This is a genomic window from Campylobacter sp. JH23 (assembly GCF_017846595.1).
GTDB lineage: Bacteria > Campylobacterota > Campylobacteria > Campylobacterales > Campylobacteraceae > Campylobacter_D > Campylobacter_D coli.
In genome coordinates this window covers 1-21,688 of record NZ_JAEQBP010000001.1, presented here as the reverse complement: position 1 = coordinate 21,688, position 21,688 = coordinate 1, and the positions used below count along the sequence as shown (strand labels likewise).

Annotated in this window: 19 protein-coding genes and 1 pseudogene; 2 read left to right on the top strand and 18 right to left on the bottom strand. The window is 32.2% G+C overall.

Annotation, left to right across the window (positions count from 1 at the left end; all coding sequences use genetic code 11):
- Nucleotides 1-3: 3 nt before the first annotated feature.
- From KAR88_RS00095 to ileS, 15 genes are all read right to left on the bottom strand, one after another.
- Nucleotides 4-3,966, bottom strand: a complete 3,963-nt coding sequence (locus KAR88_RS00095; protein WP_192801870.1) for a restriction endonuclease subunit S — start codon at nt 3,964-3,966, stop codon at nt 4-6.
- An 8-nt stretch (nt 3,967-3,974) separates the two neighbouring features.
- On the bottom strand, nt 3,975-6,182 hold the full coding sequence (locus tag KAR88_RS00090; RefSeq protein WP_060785245.1) for an endonuclease MutS2: 2,208 nt from the start codon (nt 6,180-6,182) through the stop codon (nt 3,975-3,977).
- On the bottom strand, nt 6,175-6,525 hold the full coding sequence (locus KAR88_RS00085; RefSeq protein ID WP_002779109.1) for a hypothetical protein: 351 nt from the start codon (nt 6,523-6,525) through the stop codon (nt 6,175-6,177). The genes KAR88_RS00090 and KAR88_RS00085 overlap by 8 nt, the downstream gene beginning before the upstream one ends.
- Nucleotides 6,518-7,816, bottom strand: coding sequence for a UDP-N-acetylmuramate--L-alanine ligase (gene murC, locus KAR88_RS00080; protein ID WP_023890496.1), 1,299 nt, complete (start codon nt 7,814-7,816; stop codon nt 6,518-6,520). Before murC ends, KAR88_RS00085 begins: the two co-directional genes overlap by 8 nt.
- 178 nt (nt 7,817-7,994) lie before the next feature.
- Nucleotides 7,995-8,450 carry a hypothetical protein gene (locus KAR88_RS00075; protein WP_002829842.1) on the bottom strand — a complete coding sequence of 152 codons (456 nt, stop codon included), beginning with the start codon at nt 8,448-8,450 and terminating at the stop codon, nt 7,995-7,997.
- Complete coding sequence (locus tag KAR88_RS00070; protein WP_002779115.1) at nt 8,420-8,626, bottom strand: hypothetical protein; 207 nt, start codon at nt 8,624-8,626, stop codon at nt 8,420-8,422. Before KAR88_RS00070 ends, KAR88_RS00075 begins: the two co-directional genes overlap by 31 nt.
- Before the next feature lie 9 nt (nt 8,627-8,635).
- Entirely contained in the window at nt 8,636-8,989 is a 354-nt protein-coding gene (locus tag KAR88_RS08765; RefSeq protein ID WP_002829840.1) for a hypothetical protein, read from the bottom strand.
- 262 nt (nt 8,990-9,251) lie between these two features.
- On the bottom strand, nt 9,252-10,766 hold the full coding sequence (locus tag KAR88_RS00060; protein ID WP_002794126.1) for an LTA synthase family protein: 1,515 nt from the start codon (nt 10,764-10,766) through the stop codon (nt 9,252-9,254).
- Nucleotides 10,767-10,969: 203 nt separating this feature from the next.
- Entirely contained in the window at nt 10,970-11,221 is a 252-nt protein-coding gene (locus tag KAR88_RS00055; protein ID WP_041161590.1) for a hypothetical protein, read from the bottom strand.
- A gap of 63 nt (nt 11,222-11,284) precedes the next feature.
- Nucleotides 11,285-12,061, bottom strand: coding sequence for a carbon-nitrogen hydrolase family protein (locus KAR88_RS00050; protein ID WP_002834633.1), 777 nt, complete (start codon nt 12,059-12,061; stop codon nt 11,285-11,287).
- Nucleotides 12,054-12,227 carry an exodeoxyribonuclease VII small subunit gene (gene xseB / locus KAR88_RS00045; RefSeq protein WP_002786379.1) on the bottom strand — a complete coding sequence of 58 codons (174 nt, stop codon included), beginning with the start codon at nt 12,225-12,227 and terminating at the stop codon, nt 12,054-12,056. Before xseB ends, KAR88_RS00050 begins: the two co-directional genes overlap by 8 nt.
- On the bottom strand, nt 12,224-13,678 hold the full coding sequence (gene guaB, locus KAR88_RS00040; protein WP_002786377.1) for an IMP dehydrogenase: 1,455 nt from the start codon (nt 13,676-13,678) through the stop codon (nt 12,224-12,226). Before guaB ends, xseB begins: the two co-directional genes overlap by 4 nt.
- Complete coding sequence (gene gatA / locus KAR88_RS00035) at nt 13,675-15,042, bottom strand: Asp-tRNA(Asn)/Glu-tRNA(Gln) amidotransferase subunit GatA (protein WP_002786374.1); 1,368 nt, start codon at nt 15,040-15,042, stop codon at nt 13,675-13,677. Before gatA ends, guaB begins: the two co-directional genes overlap by 4 nt.
- Nucleotides 15,039-15,161, bottom strand: coding sequence for a hypothetical protein (locus KAR88_RS08960; RefSeq protein WP_002824878.1), 123 nt, complete (start codon nt 15,159-15,161; stop codon nt 15,039-15,041). The genes gatA and KAR88_RS08960 overlap by 4 nt, the downstream gene beginning before the upstream one ends.
- Nucleotides 15,154-17,910 (bottom strand): isoleucine--tRNA ligase, encoded by a 2,757-nt coding sequence (gene ileS, locus KAR88_RS00030; RefSeq protein WP_002831201.1) that lies wholly within the window; start codon nt 17,908-17,910, stop codon nt 15,154-15,156. Before ileS ends, KAR88_RS08960 begins: the two co-directional genes overlap by 8 nt.
- A 90-nt stretch (nt 17,911-18,000) precedes the next feature.
- Between ileS and KAR88_RS00025 the strand changes: the two genes are divergently transcribed.
- Nucleotides 18,001-19,089 (top strand): CinA family protein, encoded by a 1,089-nt coding sequence (locus KAR88_RS00025; RefSeq protein WP_002805021.1) that lies wholly within the window; start codon nt 18,001-18,003, stop codon nt 19,087-19,089.
- A gap of 11 nt (nt 19,090-19,100) precedes the next feature.
- Nucleotides 19,101-19,940, top strand: coding sequence for a GNAT family N-acetyltransferase (locus KAR88_RS08760; protein ID WP_228761999.1), 840 nt, complete (start codon nt 19,101-19,103; stop codon nt 19,938-19,940).
- Here KAR88_RS08760 and KAR88_RS00015 read toward each other — a convergent pair.
- From KAR88_RS00015 to tet(O), 3 genes and pseudogenes are all read right to left on the bottom strand, one after another.
- Nucleotides 19,899-20,561: a hypothetical protein gene (locus tag KAR88_RS00015; RefSeq protein ID WP_002909884.1), complete on the bottom strand. Its 663-nt coding sequence runs from the start codon at nt 20,559-20,561 to the stop codon at nt 19,899-19,901. The two genes, KAR88_RS08760 and KAR88_RS00015, sit on opposite strands and share 42 nt — an antisense overlap.
- A gap of 203 nt (nt 20,562-20,764) precedes the next feature.
- Nucleotides 20,765-20,938: a cysteine-rich KTR domain-containing protein gene (locus KAR88_RS00010; protein ID WP_002779755.1), complete on the bottom strand. Its 174-nt coding sequence runs from the start codon at nt 20,936-20,938 to the stop codon at nt 20,765-20,767.
- 51 nt (nt 20,939-20,989) lie between these two features.
- Nucleotides 20,990-21,688 (bottom strand): annotated as a pseudogene (gene tet(O), locus KAR88_RS00005) (tetracycline resistance ribosomal protection protein Tet(O)); the annotation flags it as partial.

The window sequence follows — 21,688 nt, the reverse complement described above, 5'->3', positions numbered from 1 at the left end:
GCTTTAAGAAAATAAATATTTTTGTAAGATTTTTTCTTTTTCTTTTTCTAACAATTCTAATTTAAGATTAAGAAAATCAATTTGTTGTTCCACTAATTCAATGTTTTGAACAATTTTTTCTTGAATTTCTAGCGGTGGGAGTGAGATTGTAAGATTTTTTATAAAATTAGAATTAGCCATAGCAAAATCTCCTAATTTTCTAAATTGGCCATATAAGCCCATACAAGCATAATATAAATATTTTGTATTTAAGATTTTTAGATTTTTTGGATATAAGCCAGTAATATTCTGATTTGTTGCACTTTCAAAAGTTAAAAAACCGATTTTACCTATAGTAGCACCAACTAATGCAATTAATGTTGTTTCTTTCTTTAATAATTTTGCCGATGATTTTTGTAATCCTAATTCTGTAATTTTTTCTTTAACCTGATAATCATAAACATAACAATTTTGACATACTTCAGATTTTACCCAATTGATATTTCCATTCCAATATTCTTTAATTTTTCTATCAGGTGTTCCTCCGCTTTGAATGCTAACAATTTCATTTAGTTTTTCTTTATTCCAACCTTGTTTTGGTGGTGTTGAAAAGGTGCCTAAAATAGCTTTTATATTCTTGACGAATTCTTTAATTTTCTTTAAGTCTTCTTGCCTTGCATTAGTAAAATCATCTATAAATGAAAACAAGAGATTAAAATCAAGCTTAGATTCTAATTTTTGCAAATTTTCTAAAATAGAATTTAGTTCATATTCTTGATTGTCCTCTATAATACCACATTTTTGAAGCATTGCTTTGATTAGCTTTTGATACTCTTTTATACTCAAGCTTAAAGTATTATGCTGCTCTTCTATCTTTTCACACTCTGCTACGATTTGTTTTTGAATTTCAAGCGGTGGAAGCGGGATTTTAAAACTATAAAAAATATTAGTATCAAACTGTGGATACTGTTGTCCTTGTTTATATAGTTTTTGTCCGCAAATTTCTAATAAAATATACAAAAAATCAAAAATAATCTTGCTTTTATCTTTAACACTCAAAATATGATTATTTGCTGAAACAAATTTACCTTTATGTTTTTTAATATTTGCATATCTTGCCACTCCTAAAGTAATTACTTCACCTTCGTTTATAAATTGTCCAGCTGTTTTTTCATCTGTCCACCATTCGTAGTTTTTAGAACTTGGTAAAAGTTTTACATTTCCACTGTTTAAATTCATTTTTTCGATTTGTGTCGCACTAGCTTGATTTCTAATTTTATTTAAATCACACACTTCCCCTAATCTCACCAACTCATACTTAGAATTCTTAAAAGGATTTAACTCATCTCTTGATTTTACGTTTAAACTTATAGCTTTATTAAATTCCACTTTTTCAAAATCCATCATATCAATAAGCCTCGCTTTAATAGCATAGCCTTGCAAATCTTTTGGTATATCGCTAAGAGTTTTTAAAAATGCTTTACAAATTAAAGTATTAAGCTTAGTTTCATTTTGCGGATTGCCTCTTTCAAAAAGTGGGCTTAAATAAGGCTCGTGCAATTCTTTTAAACCTTCATCACCTTTTCTATTACTCCACTCATAACCTAAAAATTTCTTTTGTTCTTTTATATCACTTGGGGATTTTATGATTAAAACTTCTTGATTAAGACTTAGACTAAAATAAAGCAATTTATCCTTTTCTATTGCCTGAGCATAAGCTAAAAAGGCTTTATCTTCTAAATCTTGCTTATCTTTACTTTCTTTATAAATTTTAGATTCTTTAAGTTTTTTATAATCACTTGTTTGCCTAAATGCATTGCGATAATCTTTAAAGGCTTCTAGCTCTGCAAATTTAGAATCTAAGTTTCCATTTAAAAAATTGCTATAAAGCTCTTTATCAAATTTTCTAAAATCACAATACGCACTTAGATAATTTTGATAAAAGTTTTCACTGTCTTTTAAATTTTCAGCTTCTATGCGTTCTTTAATCAAACTATAATCTTGAGAAATAAGATGATTTTCTTGTTTAAAAGTTTCTTTTTTGCGTAAAAATAAAATAATCGTATTTGTCCCTGTTGCTCCAAATGTTTGATTACCTAGCTCTACAATGGCAATAAAATCAAAATTTTGCAATAATATTTCTCTTGTATTTTTATAAATAGAATCTTTATTTAAAATAGAACTTGGTAAGATAATGGCAGCTTTAGCATTATCATTTAAAATTTGATTTGCTCGCTCACAAAAAAAGCATTCAATAGAATTATTTGTTTCTATGTTTATATCATCGTTAAAAAGTTTATAGGTATTTTTAGATTTATCACTTAAAGTTTCTAAAAATCCTTTTACAGAATAAGGCGGATTTGCTATAAGCAAATCAAAACTATTTGATTCTATTTGTGGTTTTGCTTTTTCTCCTTCTAAATTATTTGTATTTGCTAATTCAAAAGAAGCAAGTGCATCAGCATATAAAATATTGATTTCATTTTGCCCATACATTGCACTTGATACCTTAGAAACCTTACTTAAGCGATACTCTTTTTCAATACCATAAATATTTTTATAATGCTCTTTAAGCTCATCTTCTGTTAGATAACGCTTAAGCTCATTGGCATAGGTGTTTAAAAAATGTCCAGCACCACAAGCATAATCAATCACCCTTAAAGCTTTAGAGTTTTTGTTTAACATTTCTTGAAGCGGTAAAGAATACATAATAAATTCACAAATTTGAATAGGGGTAAAAAACTGCCCTTCATCTTGCTTCATACCTTTTTGCAAAAAAAGTTCAAAAAGATTGCCTAAAAATTGATTTGTAGAGTTTTGGGTAAGCTTGTAATTTGCAAAAAGCTCTACTATTTCTTTTAATACAAGTGCATTTTTTAAGAATAATTCTTTATTATGCACTTCTAAAAATGCAAAATCATTATTTGAATAAAATTTTAATTCTTTGATGTAATTTTGCATTACTTCTTTTAAAGTTTTTATCTTTAATTGCTTAAAGTCTTTTTCTATATCTTCATTAGATACAAAGGTAATTTTCTCTCCTAAAAATTCTTTCATAGCTTCTTTATAAAGCCACATTAATCTATCTTGCATATTTGCATAAGTATCTGCCATTACACCAAAATATCCAAATTTGAGATTGTTTTTATTAAAAGTTTCATCATAGATTTTACAAAGAAAAATATTTACAAGTTTATCAAAGGCATTTTCCTTGCCTGATATATTATGCTTGCGTAAAATTTTTGCAAATTCGTGATATTTACCTTCTTCTTTAAGTTCCTTAAGATTATCAAAAGTTGGAGTAATTTCTAAAATTTTATAAGCATTGACATTTTCTTCAAAAATACCTTGTTTAAAATATTGCAGTTCATAACTTTCTTTCCAAGTTTTAAAAAGTTCTATATTGTTATTAGATTTTTTATAAGAATTTTGTAATTCTTTTTCTTTTAGATATTCTTCGTTATCGTAAGCTTGTATGATGTAATTTTTATATTCTAACTTATCGCTAAAATCACTTGCATAAAGACAAAGATATTTTACACCTTTTTCTTGCTGAAAATAAGAAAAAAGCTGCCCGCCATCTTCTTGCATTCTATTCCATTCTTTTATAAATTCACTATTTTTAGAATCTGTGGTTTTACATTCTATAATCAAATAAGGATTGTTTTCATTATCCTTTACTAAAATATCAGCCTTACCACCTTTTTTATCCCTGCCAAGATTCCATTTTGGCTCTAACTCTAAATGTTCAGCCTTATAACCTTTTTCTAAAAGTCTATGCACACATTCAAAAACTACAAAATTTTCAGGGTGTGAAAAATTAGAAGTAGTTTTATCGTGAATTTTTATTTCTTTTGGGTAATTAATACTTTGGTTTTTATAATCTATTAAAAGAGTGTAATTATTGATTGTTTTTACATAATTTTCATTTTTATTTTTAAAGCCTAAGTTTTCTAAAACTTGTTTTAAATTATCTTTTGTAATCATTTATTTCCTTATAATTTTACCACCTTAGCACCAAAACCACCTTGATTGATCGGTGCGTCATTAAAGCCCTTGACACTTTTATGAGTTTTTAAAAACTCTCTTACCGCAAAGGCAAGCTTTCCTGTGCCTATGCCATGATAGATCAAAACCTCATCAAATCCTGCAAGCAAAGCATCTGAAATAAATTTATCAAGCCTTGAAATAGCCTCATCACCCCTAAGTCCATGCAAATCCAAAGTTACACTTAGATTGCTTGGTTTGCTTATGCTTATACTTGTTTTTGCTACTTTTTTTGGCATTGCGCCACTTTTTTTAAGCAGTTTTAAAGGCACACGAAGTTTGATCCCATCACTTTCAACCATAGCATCATTTTTAGAAATGCTTATGATTTTACCCTTAATTTTTTCATATTTTACAAAATCCCCCACACGCAATTCTTCGTTTTGCTCCATACTTGGCAAGATGATTTCTTTTTTAAGTTCATTGGCTTTATTAAGACTTCTTTGCTTGTCTTTCATATCTTTAAGCTGTATGGTTTTTTTAGCTTCTTCTATGGCTTTGTGAAATTTAAATTCTAAATTTCTCAAACTCGTACGAAATTCTTGTTCATTTTTTTCTTTTTGCTCTTTTAAGGAAAGTAAAATTTCATCGACTTTTTGCTCTTTTTTCTCGACATTTTCAAGCTTAGCTTTTAGTTCTAATTCAAGATTGATATTTTTACCCACAAGCTCTTCTAAATTTTCTTTATCCTCGCCATAAAGCTTTTTAGCCTCGCTAACTAAATTCGGCGGAATCTGATAACGCAAAGCGGTTTCAAAGGCATAAGATTTTCCTATGGTGCCTTTTAAAAACTCGTATTTTGGGCGTGAAAGCTCTTCATCATATAAGGCAGCGATGAGTTCAACTTGCTCATTCTTTGCTAAAAGCATGGCAAGGCGTTTGTGGTGTGTAGTAATGATGATTTTAAGATTATTAGCTATGAGTTTTGAAATCAACACACTATATAAACAAGCCGCTTCTTCAAAATCTGTTCCAAGCTCTATTTCATCGATACCTAAAAGCAAATTTTTCCTAGAAAAAAGTCTAGAAAAATGCAACATTCTTCCTGCAAAAGTTGAAATGTCGTTTTTAACATTTTGCGGATCTTCTATGATGGCATCAAATTCTTTAAAAGTACCGATTTTACTTTCACTTGCTTTTATATGCATAGGCAAAAGATGTTTAGCTAAAAATGCTGCGCTTAGCATGGATTTTAAAAGCATGGATTTTCCGCCTGCATTTACCCCTGTGATGATTAAAACTTGTTTTTTAAATTCCAAACTCACGCTTTTTGGATTTTTTAAGGCAGGATGAGCGAAATTTTTAAGCACTAAATCCGTACTTTGATCACACAAAACAAATTCAAAATCCCTTTTTTTAGCAAGCAAAACCCTAGCACTATAATGATCAAAAAGATCAAAGGCTGTATTGATAAATTTTAAAAAAGGTAGATTTTTTGCCAAAAAAGCTGAGAAATTTTTAGCGTATTCATAATAAATTTCTTCTTTTTGATTTTTGATTTTTTCTATATCATTTTGCAAATTTTCAACACTAAGCGGAACGATGTAAAATCCTCCCCCACTACTTCTACCTATGATTTTAGCTTTTATAGCGTGGTTAAATCCCCCTCTTACAAGCAAGGCTTCAAGATTGTTTATAAGATGGATTTGTGTATCTATAAGATAAGGCATTAAAGCTTTTGTATAGCAAAATTTCTTAAACTCAGCTATTATGCTTTCATTTTTTAATCTTAGAGCTGTATTGATATTTACCAATCTTTCATCTAAGCTTTCTTTTAACTCGCCCTTTTCATCAAATTTTTCACAAAGATCTAAAATTCCATTGACAAATTCAATCTTTTCAAGCCATGAATTTAAATTGCTGCCTAAATTGAGCTTTTTGATCTTTTCAAAATAGCGAAAAATTTTTACAAATTCAAAAATCTCATCTAAATGTAAAACTCCTTGTTTGCTTAAATGTACCAAAGCCTTATCCAAATTTGAAAGCTCGGGCAAATTTGGAAATTCAGTCTCGCAAAGCTCATTGATACGCTTAAAATGAAGGTGAGAATCCCCCTGTAAAAAAATTTCTTTATCCCTTGCAAAACAAGACTTAAATTCATACAAATAAGTATTTAAATCAAGTTTTAAAAGTAATTCTTCTTTGATCTCATTCATCGTTTAACCTACAATCTCTAATATCGATAATCAACGAATTAAAGCTTTGATTATTATCCTTTGATATAAAGCTTCCTGTCCCAAATTCGTAATTAAAATAAGCTTTAGAGATATTTATATCTTTACATAAAATATTTTTATTTTGATTAAAAGCTACGATAATATCTGTTCTTAAATGACTTTTTTGCGTGTTTTCAAATTCAAAAAATACCGCTAAAACAATAAAAATCACAAGCAAAATACCAAAAAAAGGTTTAGTTTTTTTGCCTAATTTTTCACGCAAAGCAAAAGTGATTAAGGCTAAAATTAAAATAATTAAAAGATATAAAAAAAACCTACTCATTTTTTTGCCTTAATTTATTACTGATATCTCCTGCACCAAAACCTATAATAAGCCCTTCTTCAAAAACTTGCCCCTTAGAAGCCACCAAAAATTTACCCTCTCTTTTGATATCTTCTACAAATAAAGCCTTAGGAAAAACCGCTTTTAAATCAAGTTCTATAGGCTCTTCTCCTGCAGCATAAACAGGTAAAATTACAAGCTCATCAACACCTTCAAAAGCCTTTGCAAATTCCTTTAAATTTGTAGCCAAACGCGTGTAGCGGTGAGGTTCAAAAATGGCTGTAATTTTTTTATATCTACCTAATTTTGCGTATTCTTGTGCTGCGCTTAAAGTCGCTTTTATTTCGGTAGGATGATGACCATAATCATCGATTAAAACCAAATTTTCATCAGCATGTAAAATATCAAAACGCTTTTTAATACCTTGATAATTTTTAAGCCTAGTTCTTATCGTTTCTATATCTAAGAAATTTAAAGCCGCCAAAATCGCCAAAGACGCATCAAGGGCTAAATGATATCCCATGCCAAAAACCTTAAATTCACCTAAATCTTTCAACTCAAAGCTTGTAAAAGGTTTGAAATTTTCTATACACATGGTGCAGTTTTTGATATCTTTGCTCGGATAAAGCTTGGTTGACTCATTTTTATAATTTTTCAAAAACTCATCTTCAGCATTAATCACGCGAATTTTAGCCACATCTAAAAACTGCGTATAAGCATGATGGAGTTTTGAAACTTCATTGCCATAATGATCTAAATGCTCTGCTTCTGCATTAGTAACTATAGCCAAATAAGGATTTGAATTTAAAAAAGAACTATCGCTCTCATCAGCTTCAAAAACAAGGTTTTGGCTTTCTTTATAAATCATATTTGAACCAAATTCTTTTAAAATCGCTCCGATGATCACAGAAGCATCATCAAGCAAAGAAGCCAAAATACTTGAAGTTGTGCTTTTTCCATGTGCTCCTGCAACTGCAAAAACGCGCTTATCTTCTAAGATAAGAGGTAAGGCCTCCTTGCGTGAAAGGCATTCAATGCCTAATTCTTTAGCGTGTTTAAATTCAGGATTTTCTTCTTTGATAGCGGCAGAATAAATAACTAAATCTTTATTTAAAATATTGTCTTTATGATGAGGGATGCTGACCTTAACCCCTTCTTTTTCTAGTTCTTTAGTGATTTTACTTTCTTTAAGATCACTCCCGCTAATCTTAAAGCCTTTTTCTTTTAAAAATCTTGCTAAAGCGGAAATTCCTATACCGCCTATGCCGATAAAATGGATATTTTGCATTATCTAAGCCTTTGTATTGTAAAGCTTAAATTTTAACACTTTTTTACTAAAATAAAAATATAAAAAAGCTCTTAAAACTTTATAAAAAAGCATTATTTTTAAAAATTTATATATTCTTTATTAACTCCCAAATCATTTCATTTTTAAAAAAATCAATTTTTCATTTCCTTGTGTATTATTTTCATTCATCTTTTTTCTCTTTTCTGAGTTCCATTGCTTCTTTAAGGAAAGTGGTATCAATTTCACTAGTAGCGTTTACATGGAAAAAGATTTTTTCAAATTCTTCATCACTTAAGCCTAGCAAATAAGGCATTACATAGGGTTTTATAATGGCATTAATTCTTTCAAAACAACCTTTTGTTGGATCATCGCCATCACTGAATAAACCAGGTTCAAGGTATTCTTTGGCCTTATCTCCAAAGGTATGTATCACTATATGTCCTGGAGAAGGTGAATATGAAATTTTACGATAATACACAAAAAAAGTTCCTAAAGGAAAAATCAAATCATTTTTAATATAATACTCAATCACAAGTTTTTCTTTTGTGATATAAATTCTTTTAATATTTGCCATTTTATAGATCGCTCGTGCAAATGCATATATGCCTAAAAGAAATGTAAAAAAACTATAAACCATTTATAATCTATTTCTTTATTAAATAATCTAGGAAATAAATAAAGAAAAAAACATAAAAATACAATATATGTTATCCAATAAAGCAAAAACGAAAGTATATCCTTTTTTCCTTCCCAAATGATTTCATCTTGAGTGTCTTGTTCTTTGATTTCTGTGTTATTGTTTGTTTGGCTCATTTTTATCCTTTACTCTGCCTTAAGCTCTCCACCATTAACCACAAGTCCATTAGAGTCTATAATCACTTCTACTCCGCCTGCTTTAATAATAACACAATCTTTCTTAGTAACAATTTGAGTATCACCTACTTGATGGAGGATTTGATTGCCTGCTTTTACTTCACAATCTGTTTGAAAGTCAAAAGTTGAATTGTCTGATTCTAAAGAATATTGCTCTTCTATCTTTGTTTGCATGGAATTAGACTTTAAAGATGTGTTATCTTGTATATGGGCGGATAAATTTTGATGAACATTAAGGAAAAATTCTTTTTCTATTGTTTGGGTTAAAGACTTTTCTATTAATAATTTATTTTCTCCCTTCACATTCCTTATCTCATCTTTATGGATAATAGTATTTTGATTAGCACCTATTTCTATGTCTTTGTTTTCTCCTACAAACTCATGAGAGTTTTTAGCTATTCTTACTTTATTATCTACTCCTACATTTAAAGTATTGCTTAATCCTACTAATTTTTCAAAAGCGGAAATTCCTATACCACCTAACCGATAAAATGGATATTTTTCATTATTTAAGCCTTTAATACTTTTTTATTAAAAAATATAGAAAAACCCTTAAATACAAAATCTATTCATTGTTTTTAGTTTTTAAATTAACCAATCTATAGCTTAATTGTTTTTGAAACAACTCTTTATAAATTTTTGAAAAATTCTTATGATATAAATCTAACTCAAAAGCTTTATTTGTATCTTTTATACTAGCATTATTTTCAAAATAATAACCTTTATTTCCATCATATACTCCATCTTGATCAATCCAAACAACCTCATTGAAACCAAATTCTAATTTTTGATTTTTTATAGGTGCTAGCATATTTCTTCCACCTAGGCTTAAATATTTTGTGTTATTAAGAGTAAGATTGTAAAGCGTTGGAAAAATATCCTTATGTGAACCTACGCGGTTTTTATCATAATAAATATCATTTTTTAAATACTTTGGAAGATATAAATAAAAAGGCACACTATAAGCAAAAGCTTTTTGAGAGTTTATATCCATCTTAATATCTCTAAACCTGTGATCGCCTGTAGCAGCAATAATAATATTTTCCTTAAATTTACTTTCTTTTATGCGATCTAAAAACATTCCAAATTCATCATTTGCGTACGCATAAGTATTTAAAGCTTCTGTGGAATTATCAATAATAAATTGATTTAATATTTTTTCATCTAGATTTTCTGTATCAATAAGCTGTTTTTTACTTTTGTGTATATAAGGCCTATGAGTGGAAATACTAAGAGAGATGACAAGCGTGGGACTTTTAGCATTTTCAAAAATAGAATATATTTTTTTATACATAAACTCATCAGCTATGCCATATTTATGTTTTGTTTCTTTAGCTTGTGGAAAATCTTGCATAAGTGTATTTTCATCTATGATTTGATCCGCACCTTGATTTTTAAAATAATTTCCAAGATTATACCAAGAAGCATTACCACTATAAACAAATATTATTCTATATCCTGCGTTTTTGTAAATTTGCAAAGGTGTGAAGGCCAACTCTTCTTTTTGATATAAACCATTTGAAATAGTATTTGGGCTTAAAAAAATCAAACGATTAAGGCTTTCTATAGTATTATTTGCACTAGATAAAAACCTAGTAAAAACAATATCTTGCTCAAAATGTTTTTTTAAGTTTCCAAAAAGATCAATTTTTTTAGTGCTAAACTCCGCCAAATTTAAACCAAAACTTTCCATGATATTAACATAAATGTGATTTTTGGCATGATTTTGATGTGGTAAAGTAGTGTCAAACATAGGAAAAAGTTTTTCCTCTAATTGATTAAGCTGTTTTGTATCTACACTTTTAAATTCTTGTTGATTTTTGTACTCTTTATATGCCCAAGAAAAAGCCATCAAAGGATTTGTTGAAATTTCATTAAAAGCCTTTATAGTGCTAAATTCATAGCTTGAAACCCTTAAGGCATTGTAAGTAAAATGTCCTCGCAATGCCACAACATAAGCATAGATTAGTAAAATATTTAAAAAGATAAAAAATATTGGCTTTATTTGTATTTCTTTTAATTTTAAATTAAGAATTTTAATATTGATCCAAATGCAAAATATACTAAAAATCACAGCCAAAAGAAGCATTCTTATAATAGGATAATCAGAAAAGACTATAGATAGTATAGCTTTAGTATCGTCATCTTTTAAACCAAAAATAAAAATATCAATTTTACTCGCATAGAGTTGAAAATAATAATAATGTATAAAAGTAGAAATTAAAACAATAAAAGATATAAAAGCTATATAAAGACTAGAAAGGTAGAAATAAAATTTAGAGATTACCCCCCCCCCATGATATTATATTTTCTATTTTTAAAGGCTAAACCTATATAAGAAAATAAACCGCACAAAAATAAAGGTAAAAAAATAGCACTAAAAGTTCTCATATCATGGCCTAATCCATACATATACACCATTAGGCTATTTTCACTTTCATTGGTTAAATTTTTTACCATTAAAGACCTAACCAAAGCAAAAATTCCCATAAAAATAAAACTAAAAGAAAAAATTTGCAATAAAATCTTTCTCATTATTATCCTTTAAAATAAAATCACATTATGTAAAAAATTTTTATATATCTAATAAAATTAGTCTTAAAAGTTTTTAACTATCTTATCAAAAGCCCAAATTTTTCTAGCTTCATCTGCTTTTTTAGGTTCTACGATAAGCATTTCTTCTTCAGAGCCCAGTCTGCTTTCTATCTCTCCAAAAGCATTGATAAGCATACTATCGCCATAAAAGCTCCATTCATCTTTTGTAGTGCCTATGCGATTTACCCTTAAGATATTTGTAGAATTTAAAAAAGCTCTTGTTTTCAAAAGCTCTTCCCATCTTTGTTTGCTTTCAAAGGTGCAAGCACTAGGAACGATAACTAAATCAATCTTTTTAGCCATAATTTGTTGCCAAAAAATATCAAAATGTGTCTCAAAACCAAAAAGCAAAGCACATTTTAATTTTTCATAATTAAAAGTAAAAATTTTTAATTCTGATGGAGTTTTGTTGCTGAAAAATTTTTCTTCATTCCAATGTTCATAAGGCATTAAAATTTGCTGTTCATAACTTTTAACACCATTTGGAGTAACTTTTAAGCAGAGTTTTTTATAACTTTTAGCTTCAACGCTAACATAAGGAGCGATGATTTCTAATTCGTATTTTTTAGCAAGTTTAATCAAGCTTTCTTTTTTAGCTTCGCTTTGTTCTTTTATCATATTTTTTGGCATGTGTAAAAGTTCTGTAAAAAAACTATTAAGCACATATTCGCCCAAAACGACTAAATTTGCTCCACTATCCTTAGAAGCTTTTAGATAATAATCAAGCCTTGATTCGCTCAATGCTAAAGTCGGAAACTGCAAAGCTGCTATTTTACTCATCGATTTGCTCCACTTCAAGCCTTGCTTTTTCAAGAGCAAGCCTTGCTTTTTCAATGCTTTTTAATCCTTCTTTATAAATTTTCACACTTTCATCTAAGCTTAGTTCTTTATCATTGAGCTTTTCTAAGGATTCGTTTGCATTTTTTAAGTTTTCTTCAAAACTCATTGATTTACCTTATAATTTGGCGCTTCATGAGTTATCGTTACATCGTGAACATGGCTTTCTTTAAGTCCCGCACTTGTGATTTCGACAAATTCAGCCCTTGCTTGAAAATCTTCTATATCTTTAGCACCCACATAACCCATAGAAGAGCGAAGTCCTCCTAAAAGCTGATGCACGACATTTTTTATACTTCCTACATAAGGCACGCGTCCTTCTATACCCTCAGGAACTAATTTATCTTGTGCAGTTCCTTGCTGAAAATATCTATCTGAACTTCCTTTTTGCATAGCCCCTATCGATCCCATGCCACGGTAGGATTTGTATTGTCTTCCTTGATAGGTAAAGAGCTCACCTGGACTCTCATCAGTACCTGCCAAAAGAGAACCTATCATGATCGAACTCGCACCCGCTGCCAAAGCCTTTGCAATATCACCTGAATACTTAATCCCTCCATCAGCGATCACAGGAACACCATATTTTTTAGCCTCCATAGCACATTCATCAATGGCTGAAATTTGTGGCACACCTACTCCTGAAACGATACGCGTAGTACAAATACTTCCTGGGCCAATACCCACTTTAACAGCATCAGCGCCTGCTTCACAAAGTGCTTTTGCAGCAGCTGCGGTAGCGATATTGCCCGCGATTAAATCTAAATTTGGATATTTTTCTTTAACGCTTTTTACTGTATCAATGATACCTTTAGAATGCCCATGCGCTGAATCAAGAACTACAGCATCTACTCCAGCTTCTACCAAAGCATCTACTCGATCCATTTGCCCTACTCCAATCGCAGCCGCTACGCGCAATCTTCCAAAACTATCTTTATTTGCATCTGGATATTCTTTGCGTTTTTTAAGATCTTTTATGGTGATAAGTCCTTCTAAGCGTCCTTGCTCATCAACTATAGGAAGTTTTTCTACTTTGTTTTTGCTAAAAATTTTCTCTGCATCATCTAAAGTGCACCCTTTAGGAGCTGTGATCAAAGGAGCCTTAGTCATTATATTTTCAACCAAATTTGAATAATCATTTTCAAATCTCAAATCGCGATTAGTAAGAATGCCTATGAGCTTTCTATCGCTATCTATCACAGGAACTCCTGAAATTCTATATTCTGCCATGATTTCCAAAGCCTCTGCTACACTTGCTTTAGGACCTACAAAAATAGGATCTATGATCACCCCGCTTTCACTTTTTTTCACTCTTTTTACTTCTCTTACCTGTGAAGTTATATCCATATTTTTATGAATTACACCAAGTCCACCAAGTCTTGCCATCATGATAGCAGCTCTGTGCTCTGTCACTGTATCCATAGCAGCAGAGATTAAAGGCATATTTAAAGTGATGTTTTTAGTAAGTTTGGTATGAATTTTTACCTGCTTAGGTAAAACCTCGGAATAGCAAGGGCGTAAAAGTACATCCTCAAAAGTCAAAGCGCGCTTAATTATATTCATTTATTTTCCTTTATAATTTTTTCTAAACTTAAAGCTCCATCTAGCAAGGTTTGCTCATCATAAGCCTTGCAAATAAGCTGGGCTGAGATATTAAGCCCTTCTTTATCCTCGCCCACAGGCACACTAATACCCCCAAGTCCTGCTAAATTTACAGAGATAGTATAAACATCTTCTAAATAAGTTTGCATAGGGCTTTTTTGAGTATCAAATTTAAAAGCCGTTGTAGGAGTTACAGGCATAAAAATAAGATCACAATCTTGTAATATTTCTTCATATTTTGCCTTGATAAAAGCCCTAGCTTTTTGTGCTTTTATATAATAAGCATCATAATAACCACTGCTTAAAACAAAGGTTCCTAGTAAAATTCTTCTTTTTACCTCTTCACCAAAACCTTCGCTACGAGTATTAATATACATATCTTTAAGATTTTCTGTATTTTGCGAGCGTTTTCCATAACGCACCCCATCATAACGACTTAAATTTGCACTCGCTTCAGCTGTTGCGATGATATAATACGCTGCGATATCAAACTTAGAATCAAGCATATTTTTATAAACAATTTCATGTCCATTTGCTTTTAACATCTCTATACTTTTTAAAAGCGCGGCTTTTACTTCAGCGCTTGCTTCATTGACATAATTTTCTATCACAGCAATTCTCAATTTTTTCTCTGCATTTAAATTAGGAGCAGTAGGTGTAAAATCTACTTTCGCACTTGTGCTATCCATCTTATCATAACCTGCAATGGCATCATAAAGAATAGCTGCATCTTCTACATTTTGCGTTAAAACGCCTATTTGATCAAGGCTTGAAGAATAAGAAGCAAGCCCATATCGACTCACTCTTCCATAGCTAGGCTTAAACCCCACACAACCACAAAAAGCAGCTGGTTGACGCACTGAACCACCCGTATCGCTACCCAAACTAGCCAAAGCCAAACCACCCGCTACAGCAGCAGCACTACCACCACTTGAACCACCTGGAACTCGAGCGAAATTTAAAGGATTTAGGGTTTTTCCATAAAATGAAGTTGCACTTGAGCTTCCCATGGCAAATTCATCCATATTAGTCCGTCCATAAGGACTAAAACCTTTAGATCTTAAATTTTTAATAGCAGTAGCATCATAAGGAGCTACATATCCTTGTAAAATTTTACTTGCGCAAGTTAATTCCCAGTCTTTTACACTGATATTATCTTTAATCGCTATAGGTATACCTTCACCCCCATCGCTTAAGTCTTTACCTAAGAATTGCTCTATATAAGCACCTATTTTATTTTCTTTCTTAGCCTTATCATTGAGTTCTTTTTTTAGATTTTCAAGCTCTTCTTTAGAGTATTTCAAAGCTTCTTTTAAGGTTATCATTCTTTTTCCTTTTGTTTCTTTGCCAAATTTTTAATAAAAACAACCACCACTGCACAAAAAATAGCGGTGATTGCTATAGTAGCTATAATAATGGAATTGGGGATAGGATTATCAAGCATGTTTTAAAACCTCAGCGCAACGCATGCAAGGCTCATCCTCTTTAGCGCTTTCTACTTTCCAACATCTAGGACATTTGCAAAGCGTAGCTTTCATAATCCTAAAGCTCTCATTCTCCACTTCAAATTCACACAAAACTTCACCCTGTAAATTTTCATCAAAACTTACCATAAACCAATCATTTAATTCATCTTTAGGTATAGAATTTAAAAGTTTTGAATTTGTGTCAAGATTGAGTTCTAATGTTGATTTGATCACTTTGTCTTTTTTTAGTATATCGATATTTTCAAAGAATTTCTCACGCACGCTCAATAAAAATTCATCATCTATATTAAAATCATATTCAAATTTTTCTTCCAAGCTCAAATCAAATACATCCTTAGCATCGCCTTTTATCAAGCTATTAGCATGCTCTAAAGCCTCATCTACACTATAGGTTAAATTTGGAGCTAATAAATTTAAAAGTTCTCTAGCGATTAAAGCCATTGCCACTTGTGCGGATTTTCTGCGCTTGCTATTTTTAGCATCACAATACAGCCTGTCTTTGCTTATGTCAAGATAAATTCCACTTAAATCAGCGCTTAAGAAATTTAAAAGCACATTAAAACCTTTTGCAAATTCATAGGCTAAGAAATTTTCTTTAGCACTTTTAAATACGCGTGTAGCACGAGTCAGTATCCATTTATCTATAAAGCTAAATTCCTCTACTTCTAAATTTTCCAAGTCATTAGTATTTGCAAGTAAAAATCTTATGGTATTTCTTATTTTTCGGTATTGCTCGCCTACTTGTTTTAAGATATTGTCTGAAATTTTTAAATCAGTAGAATAATCACTCAAAAGTATCCAAAGTCTTAAAATTTCCACCCCATAAGTTTTAGCTACATACTCAGGAGCTATAACATTACCTTTGGATTTTGACATTTTTTGCCCTTTTTCATCCGTGGTAAAGCCATGGGTTAAGATACTTTCATAAGGAGCAAATTCATTGATAGCTGTTCCTACAAGCAAAGAGCTTTGAAACCAACCTCTATGCTGATCGCTTCCTTCTAGATACATACTTGCTCTTTTCTCTCCTGCATCGTAAATTCCGCTATTTAAAACTGCATTCCAAGTACTTCCACTATCAAACCAAACATCTAAAATATCATAAACTTTTTCTAAATTGTCTGCATTGTATTTTGAATTTTGTGGTATTAAATCTTTAATTTCAAATTCCCACCAAGCATCTGCTCCATGTTTTTCAAATATATTTGCCACAAAATCAAAAAGCTCAGCATCAAAAATCACTTCTTTAGTGCTTTTATCTCTAAAGAAAGCTATAGGCGTCCCCCAATCCCTTTGTCTTGAAATACACCAATCAGGACGATTTTCCACCATAGAGCCTATTCTTTTTACTCCACTTTGTGGATAAAATTTTGTTTTTAAAATTTGCTCTTTAGCACATTCTCTTAAAGTTTTGCCTTTTAATTTTGGCTCATCCATTAAAATAAACCATTGCTTAGTCGCTCTATAAATCACAGGTTTGTGAGTTCTCCAACAAAATGGATAGGAGTGTATGAATTTAGAAGATTGTAGAAGATGATTTCCTAAAAGCTCTAAAATTTTTTCATTAGCCTTGAAGATATGAAGTCCTATAAACTCATCAAGCAAATCAGATGGCAAGAGTCCTTTGTGGCGTAAGGTTTCATCATAACATCCACCATCATCCACAGGCATGATCACTTCTATATCGTATTTCAAACAAGCATAATAATCATCTTCGCCATGTCCTGGAGCTGTATGTACAAGTCCGCTTCCACCTTCCATTAAAACATGCTCGCCCATAATCAAGATGGATTTTCTTGAATTTAAAGGATTGATAGCTTCTAATTTTTCAAACTCTTTTGCATTAAGCTCTTTTTGAATTTCACCCTTTGTCAAACCTTTAGCTATCATACTTTCAAGCAAAGCACTAGCAAAAATCAATCCTTCTTTAGTGATAACATAGTTTTCATTTGGATTTAAAGCGATAGCTTGATTTGCCACCAAAGTCCAAGGAGTAGTAGTCCAAATCACTGCACTTGCTTTTGAAATGCCCAATTTTTGACAAGATTGCTCATCTAAGTCAAAAGCCACAAAAATAGAATAATCCTCTTTATCTTCGTATTCTACCTCAGCTTCAGCAAGAGCTGATTTAGCCGCCCAACTCCAAAAAACAGGTTTAGAACGCTCGCAAAGCAAACCTTTTTTAGCAATCTCGCATAAAGTGCGGTAAATCGCCGCTTCAAATTCAAATTTCATCGTAAGATACGGCTTATCCCAATCCGCAATCACACCAAGACTTTTAAATTCATCTCTTTGGATGTTCACAAATTCGTTTGCATGCTCTCTACAAAATGATCGAATTTCTTTTTTACTCAAGCTTTTTTTCTTATCTCCAAGTTTGATTTCAACTTGCTGTTCTATAGGCAAGCCATGACAATCCCAACCTGGAGTAAAGCGAATGCTTTCTCCATTAAAATAATGCGTTTTGATAATCGTTTCTTTTAAGATTTTATTTAAAGCATGTCCTATGTGGATATGTCCATTAGCATAAGGAGGGCCATCATGAAGAGTAAAAGCTTTCTTCGCCTCTTTGCGTTTTGTTTTCATTTTTTCATAAGCGTAATTCTTGCTAAACCATTTTTCAAATCTCTTTGGCTCAAATTCTGCCAAATTAGCGCGCATTGCAAAAGTAGTATTTGGCAAAAGCAGGGTATCTTTATAATCCATTGTTCCACCTAGATGAAGTTTTTATAATCTTAAATTCTACTCAAAATAATTTAAAATTTAGCTATAATTACTATAAAAAAGGAAAAAATTATGAAACATTTGCTTTTTCTTATCGGTGATGAACTTATAATGAATGAAAATTTTAAGGATTATATTTATCGTAGTTATGAAAATAAATTTAAAGAAATTCATGAAACTCGTTTTCAAAATAAAACCGATAAAGAATTACCCTTTTTGCTTGAAAAATTACTAGACAATTATGATTTCATAACTCTTTTTACCACGCCAAACCACTATGCTACCATAGCAAAAATTTTAGCCACCCTAAGCGAAGACAATCTAGTCTTAAAAGAGGATAATCTAGTCCCCGATAAAGCTTATTTTCAAAAGGATAGTTTTATATGTGATTTTATCAATTCAAAAATCAATGTTATTAAAACAAATCCAGGACAAAAACTTCCTCCTTTGCTTGGAGATATTTTTCCTAATTTTGCTTATTTTTGTTTATTAGGCATAGATGATGAGAGTGCTGTTTTACTGCTTGATACCTTAACCAAGTCTTACGAAGTCAGTATAAAATCAAGCAAGATATTAGAAAATCTTACTCTTATTAAAGCAAGTTGTGTTAATTTTGGCAAGCTAGATGGTTTTTTAACGAGTGTAAAAAATCTTTTTGGACAAAAAGTATTTTTAGGCAAAGATCCTATACAATTTATCGTTTCAAAACTTTTAGAAAAAAAGATCAAAATTTCTTTTGCAGAAAGCTGCACAGGCGGACTTTGCGCAAGCACTCTTACAAAATTTAGTGGAGTGAGTGAAATTTTTGAAGGTTCTATCGTAAGCTATTCTAATAAAATCAAACACGAATGGTTGGGTATTAGTGAAAGCATTTTAGAAAATCAAGGCGAATACAGCGAGCGTTGTGTGTATTTTATGCTTAAAGGTATCTTTAAGACCGCAAAACCTGATTTTGCACTAGCTATTAGCGGTGTTACGGGAGAGCAAGATGAAGGGTTGGTAAAATCAGGCACAGTTTATATAGGAGCGATGTTTAAAGATGGAACATTCGTCCAAGAAACTCTTTATTTAAGTGGCGACCGTGAATTTATGCAAAAACAAGCTACTTTAGCGACTTTTTGCTTGCTTTTAAAATTAAAACCTGAAATATTTGAATTTTAAAGGGATTGATAGTGAGAGAAATTAATTTAAAAGAAGACTTAGAAAAAATTTATCCCTTAATAAAACAATTAAGAAATAATCTGTCTTTAGAGGATTTTTTAGAAAAATTTCAACTTGCTAAAAAAACTCAACATTATAAACTTTTTGCATATGAAGACAAGGGAGCTTTCAAAGCAGCTTGTGGAGTTATGCCCTTTAATGTACTTTATCATAATCATTGTCTTTATATTTGTGATTTTGTCGTAGATGAAACTTTAAGAGGAAAAGGTATAGGTCAAGCTTTTTTGAAAAAAATCCAAATTTGGGCAAAAAATCAAGGATATAACGCAGGTACAATCAAAATCCACACCTTCGATTGTGATGTTTCCCTCGACCTGTTCAAAAGGTTCTGTAAGTTTTTCATATCCGTCCTCGAATTCAAGGACTATTGTTTTATCTTGAATTATAATCTTTTTGACCCGCATATCATGCAGACTATATGGAATGGGCGGATTGTGTTTATATTCTGTCCTCATGAGACCTCCCCGTCAAATTCTAATTTATCGATTTCTTTTTACTTACTAATCATACCATACAACAGCATAAGAAACACTAAAATATTGCAGACCATACCGCCCCAAAACAGGTACAACTTCAAGCCCTCATATCTAAAAAAACTGTTCTTACTTTCCTCAAGCTCCCGGATCTTCTGCTTCATCACGCTCGTAAGTGTATCAGACTGCTTCTCAAGAAGCTTTGTAGCCCTCTGTATAGCCTCTATATTCGCCTGTAACGCCTTTCTAACCTCTTGGACGGTGTTTTCCTTAACCTCATCTTTCAGGCTCCCAATCTCGCCCGATATAGCGTCTTGAAGCAATTCGTTGCTGTTCTTCAGCAGCTCTACGCTCTGCTTCAGCTCGCTGATGAGCTTCCTGTTCTGCTCTGCGTCTCTCTGCCTGTTCTGCTCTGCCCTCACTTGTTCTTGATTTGACTGCTTCATCAATTCCTCGCAGTTCTCGCTCGACATCGCCAACGCTTCTTTGAGCAGACTGTTTTCCAGCTCTGTCCGGCTCTGTCGGTTTAACTCTTGAAGCTGCTCTCTTGGACTGCTCTGCTTCTGCTGTTCGTGCATTTCTCTCAAACTCATGCTCCATACTCTCCTTTCCAAAATCCATATTGTAGTATTTTTCCAGCTTGTTATCCCTGATTTTACAAGCCTTTTCTCCTGCCTGTTCCCTGGCTAAGTCGGTATATGTGATGTACTTGTGGCTGTCCTGCCAGTCCACCCCGTACCCTCTTTCATTCATCAGCCGGATAAAGGTTTCCCGGCTGGTCGCTGTTTCCTTACAATCCAGCACCGCAAGGGCAATATCCTGCACATAGCTTTTGACCTTTCCCTGCTCTGCCTGTTTCAAAAGCTGGTAGGTGTCTTTGCTCCATGCCACCGTTTCTTCCCGGACTTCTCCAGCAAATGTCTTTCCTTTCTCCGGCACATGCAAGCCCTGTTCCCAGCTCTGCTCGTTGCACCGTTCCTTTAAGTCTTTAAGGTCGTGCTTACTCAGAGGGTAATTTAGGGTATAACAAAATAACCCACCCGAATATCGTTTTTTTTATTTGGTGAGTTTGTTCTTTCAAATACGAAACAAAAAGAGCCGATGATTCGTGAATTGTTCCACAATTTCATCGGCTCTGCGTCTTAAGCGTCTGGCTCTTTGATGACAGTTATCTTCAAGTTGTCAACTTTAATCAATCTTTCTTGTCTGCATTTTGGACAATAAAGGGGATAATTCTCCAAAACAGTGTCCTTCCTAATTTTATTACGGGTTTTGCTCCCACAAACAGGACACAATATCCATTCGCATTTCATCATAATTAGTCTCTAATCCTTTCAAATCTCATTTTATATGACTTTTGCAAGCTGTTAAGCTAACTTGTGGAACATATGCCGAACCTTATCTATACGGCTATTCGGGCGGCGGGGTTGGCAAATAAATTTACCAATAGCTGGCTGGTATCCTTTTAACTCTGTCAAGCAGACTCCCTGCCCATTTGTGAAACAAGTTAAATCGTTCCTGTATTCTTGAATACATCTAGCAGGGATTTCTCCTTTCAGAATGACCTCGTCATTCTTTATCTGAGTACTTACAATATCTGCACAATACCTTGGAGCATCATGATACGCCCGTGAGAGATATTCCTGCGGTGCATAAATTTCAAAGTGGAGATATGGCTCTAATAGTTCTGTCCCTGCTTTTTTTAAAGCCTGCTCCAATACGATAGGGGAAAGCAGCCGAAAGTCTGCGGGGGTACTTACAGGACTATAATACAATCCATATTCAAAACAGATTTTACAGTCTGTCACTTTCCATCCATACAGCCCCTGCTCGCAGCCATAAAGAACCCCCTCCATAACCGCATTTTGGAACGATTGATTTAAATATCCAAGTGAAACTCTGCTTTCATACTGCACTCCGCTTCCAATAGGGAGCGGCTCTATGGACAACCCGACAGAAGCCCAGAAAGGATTTGGCGGGACTTCTATGTGGATGGTATATTCTGCTTTTCTAAGCGGTCTTTCCATATATATAACAGTAGGCTCTTTTATTTCTGCCTCCACATG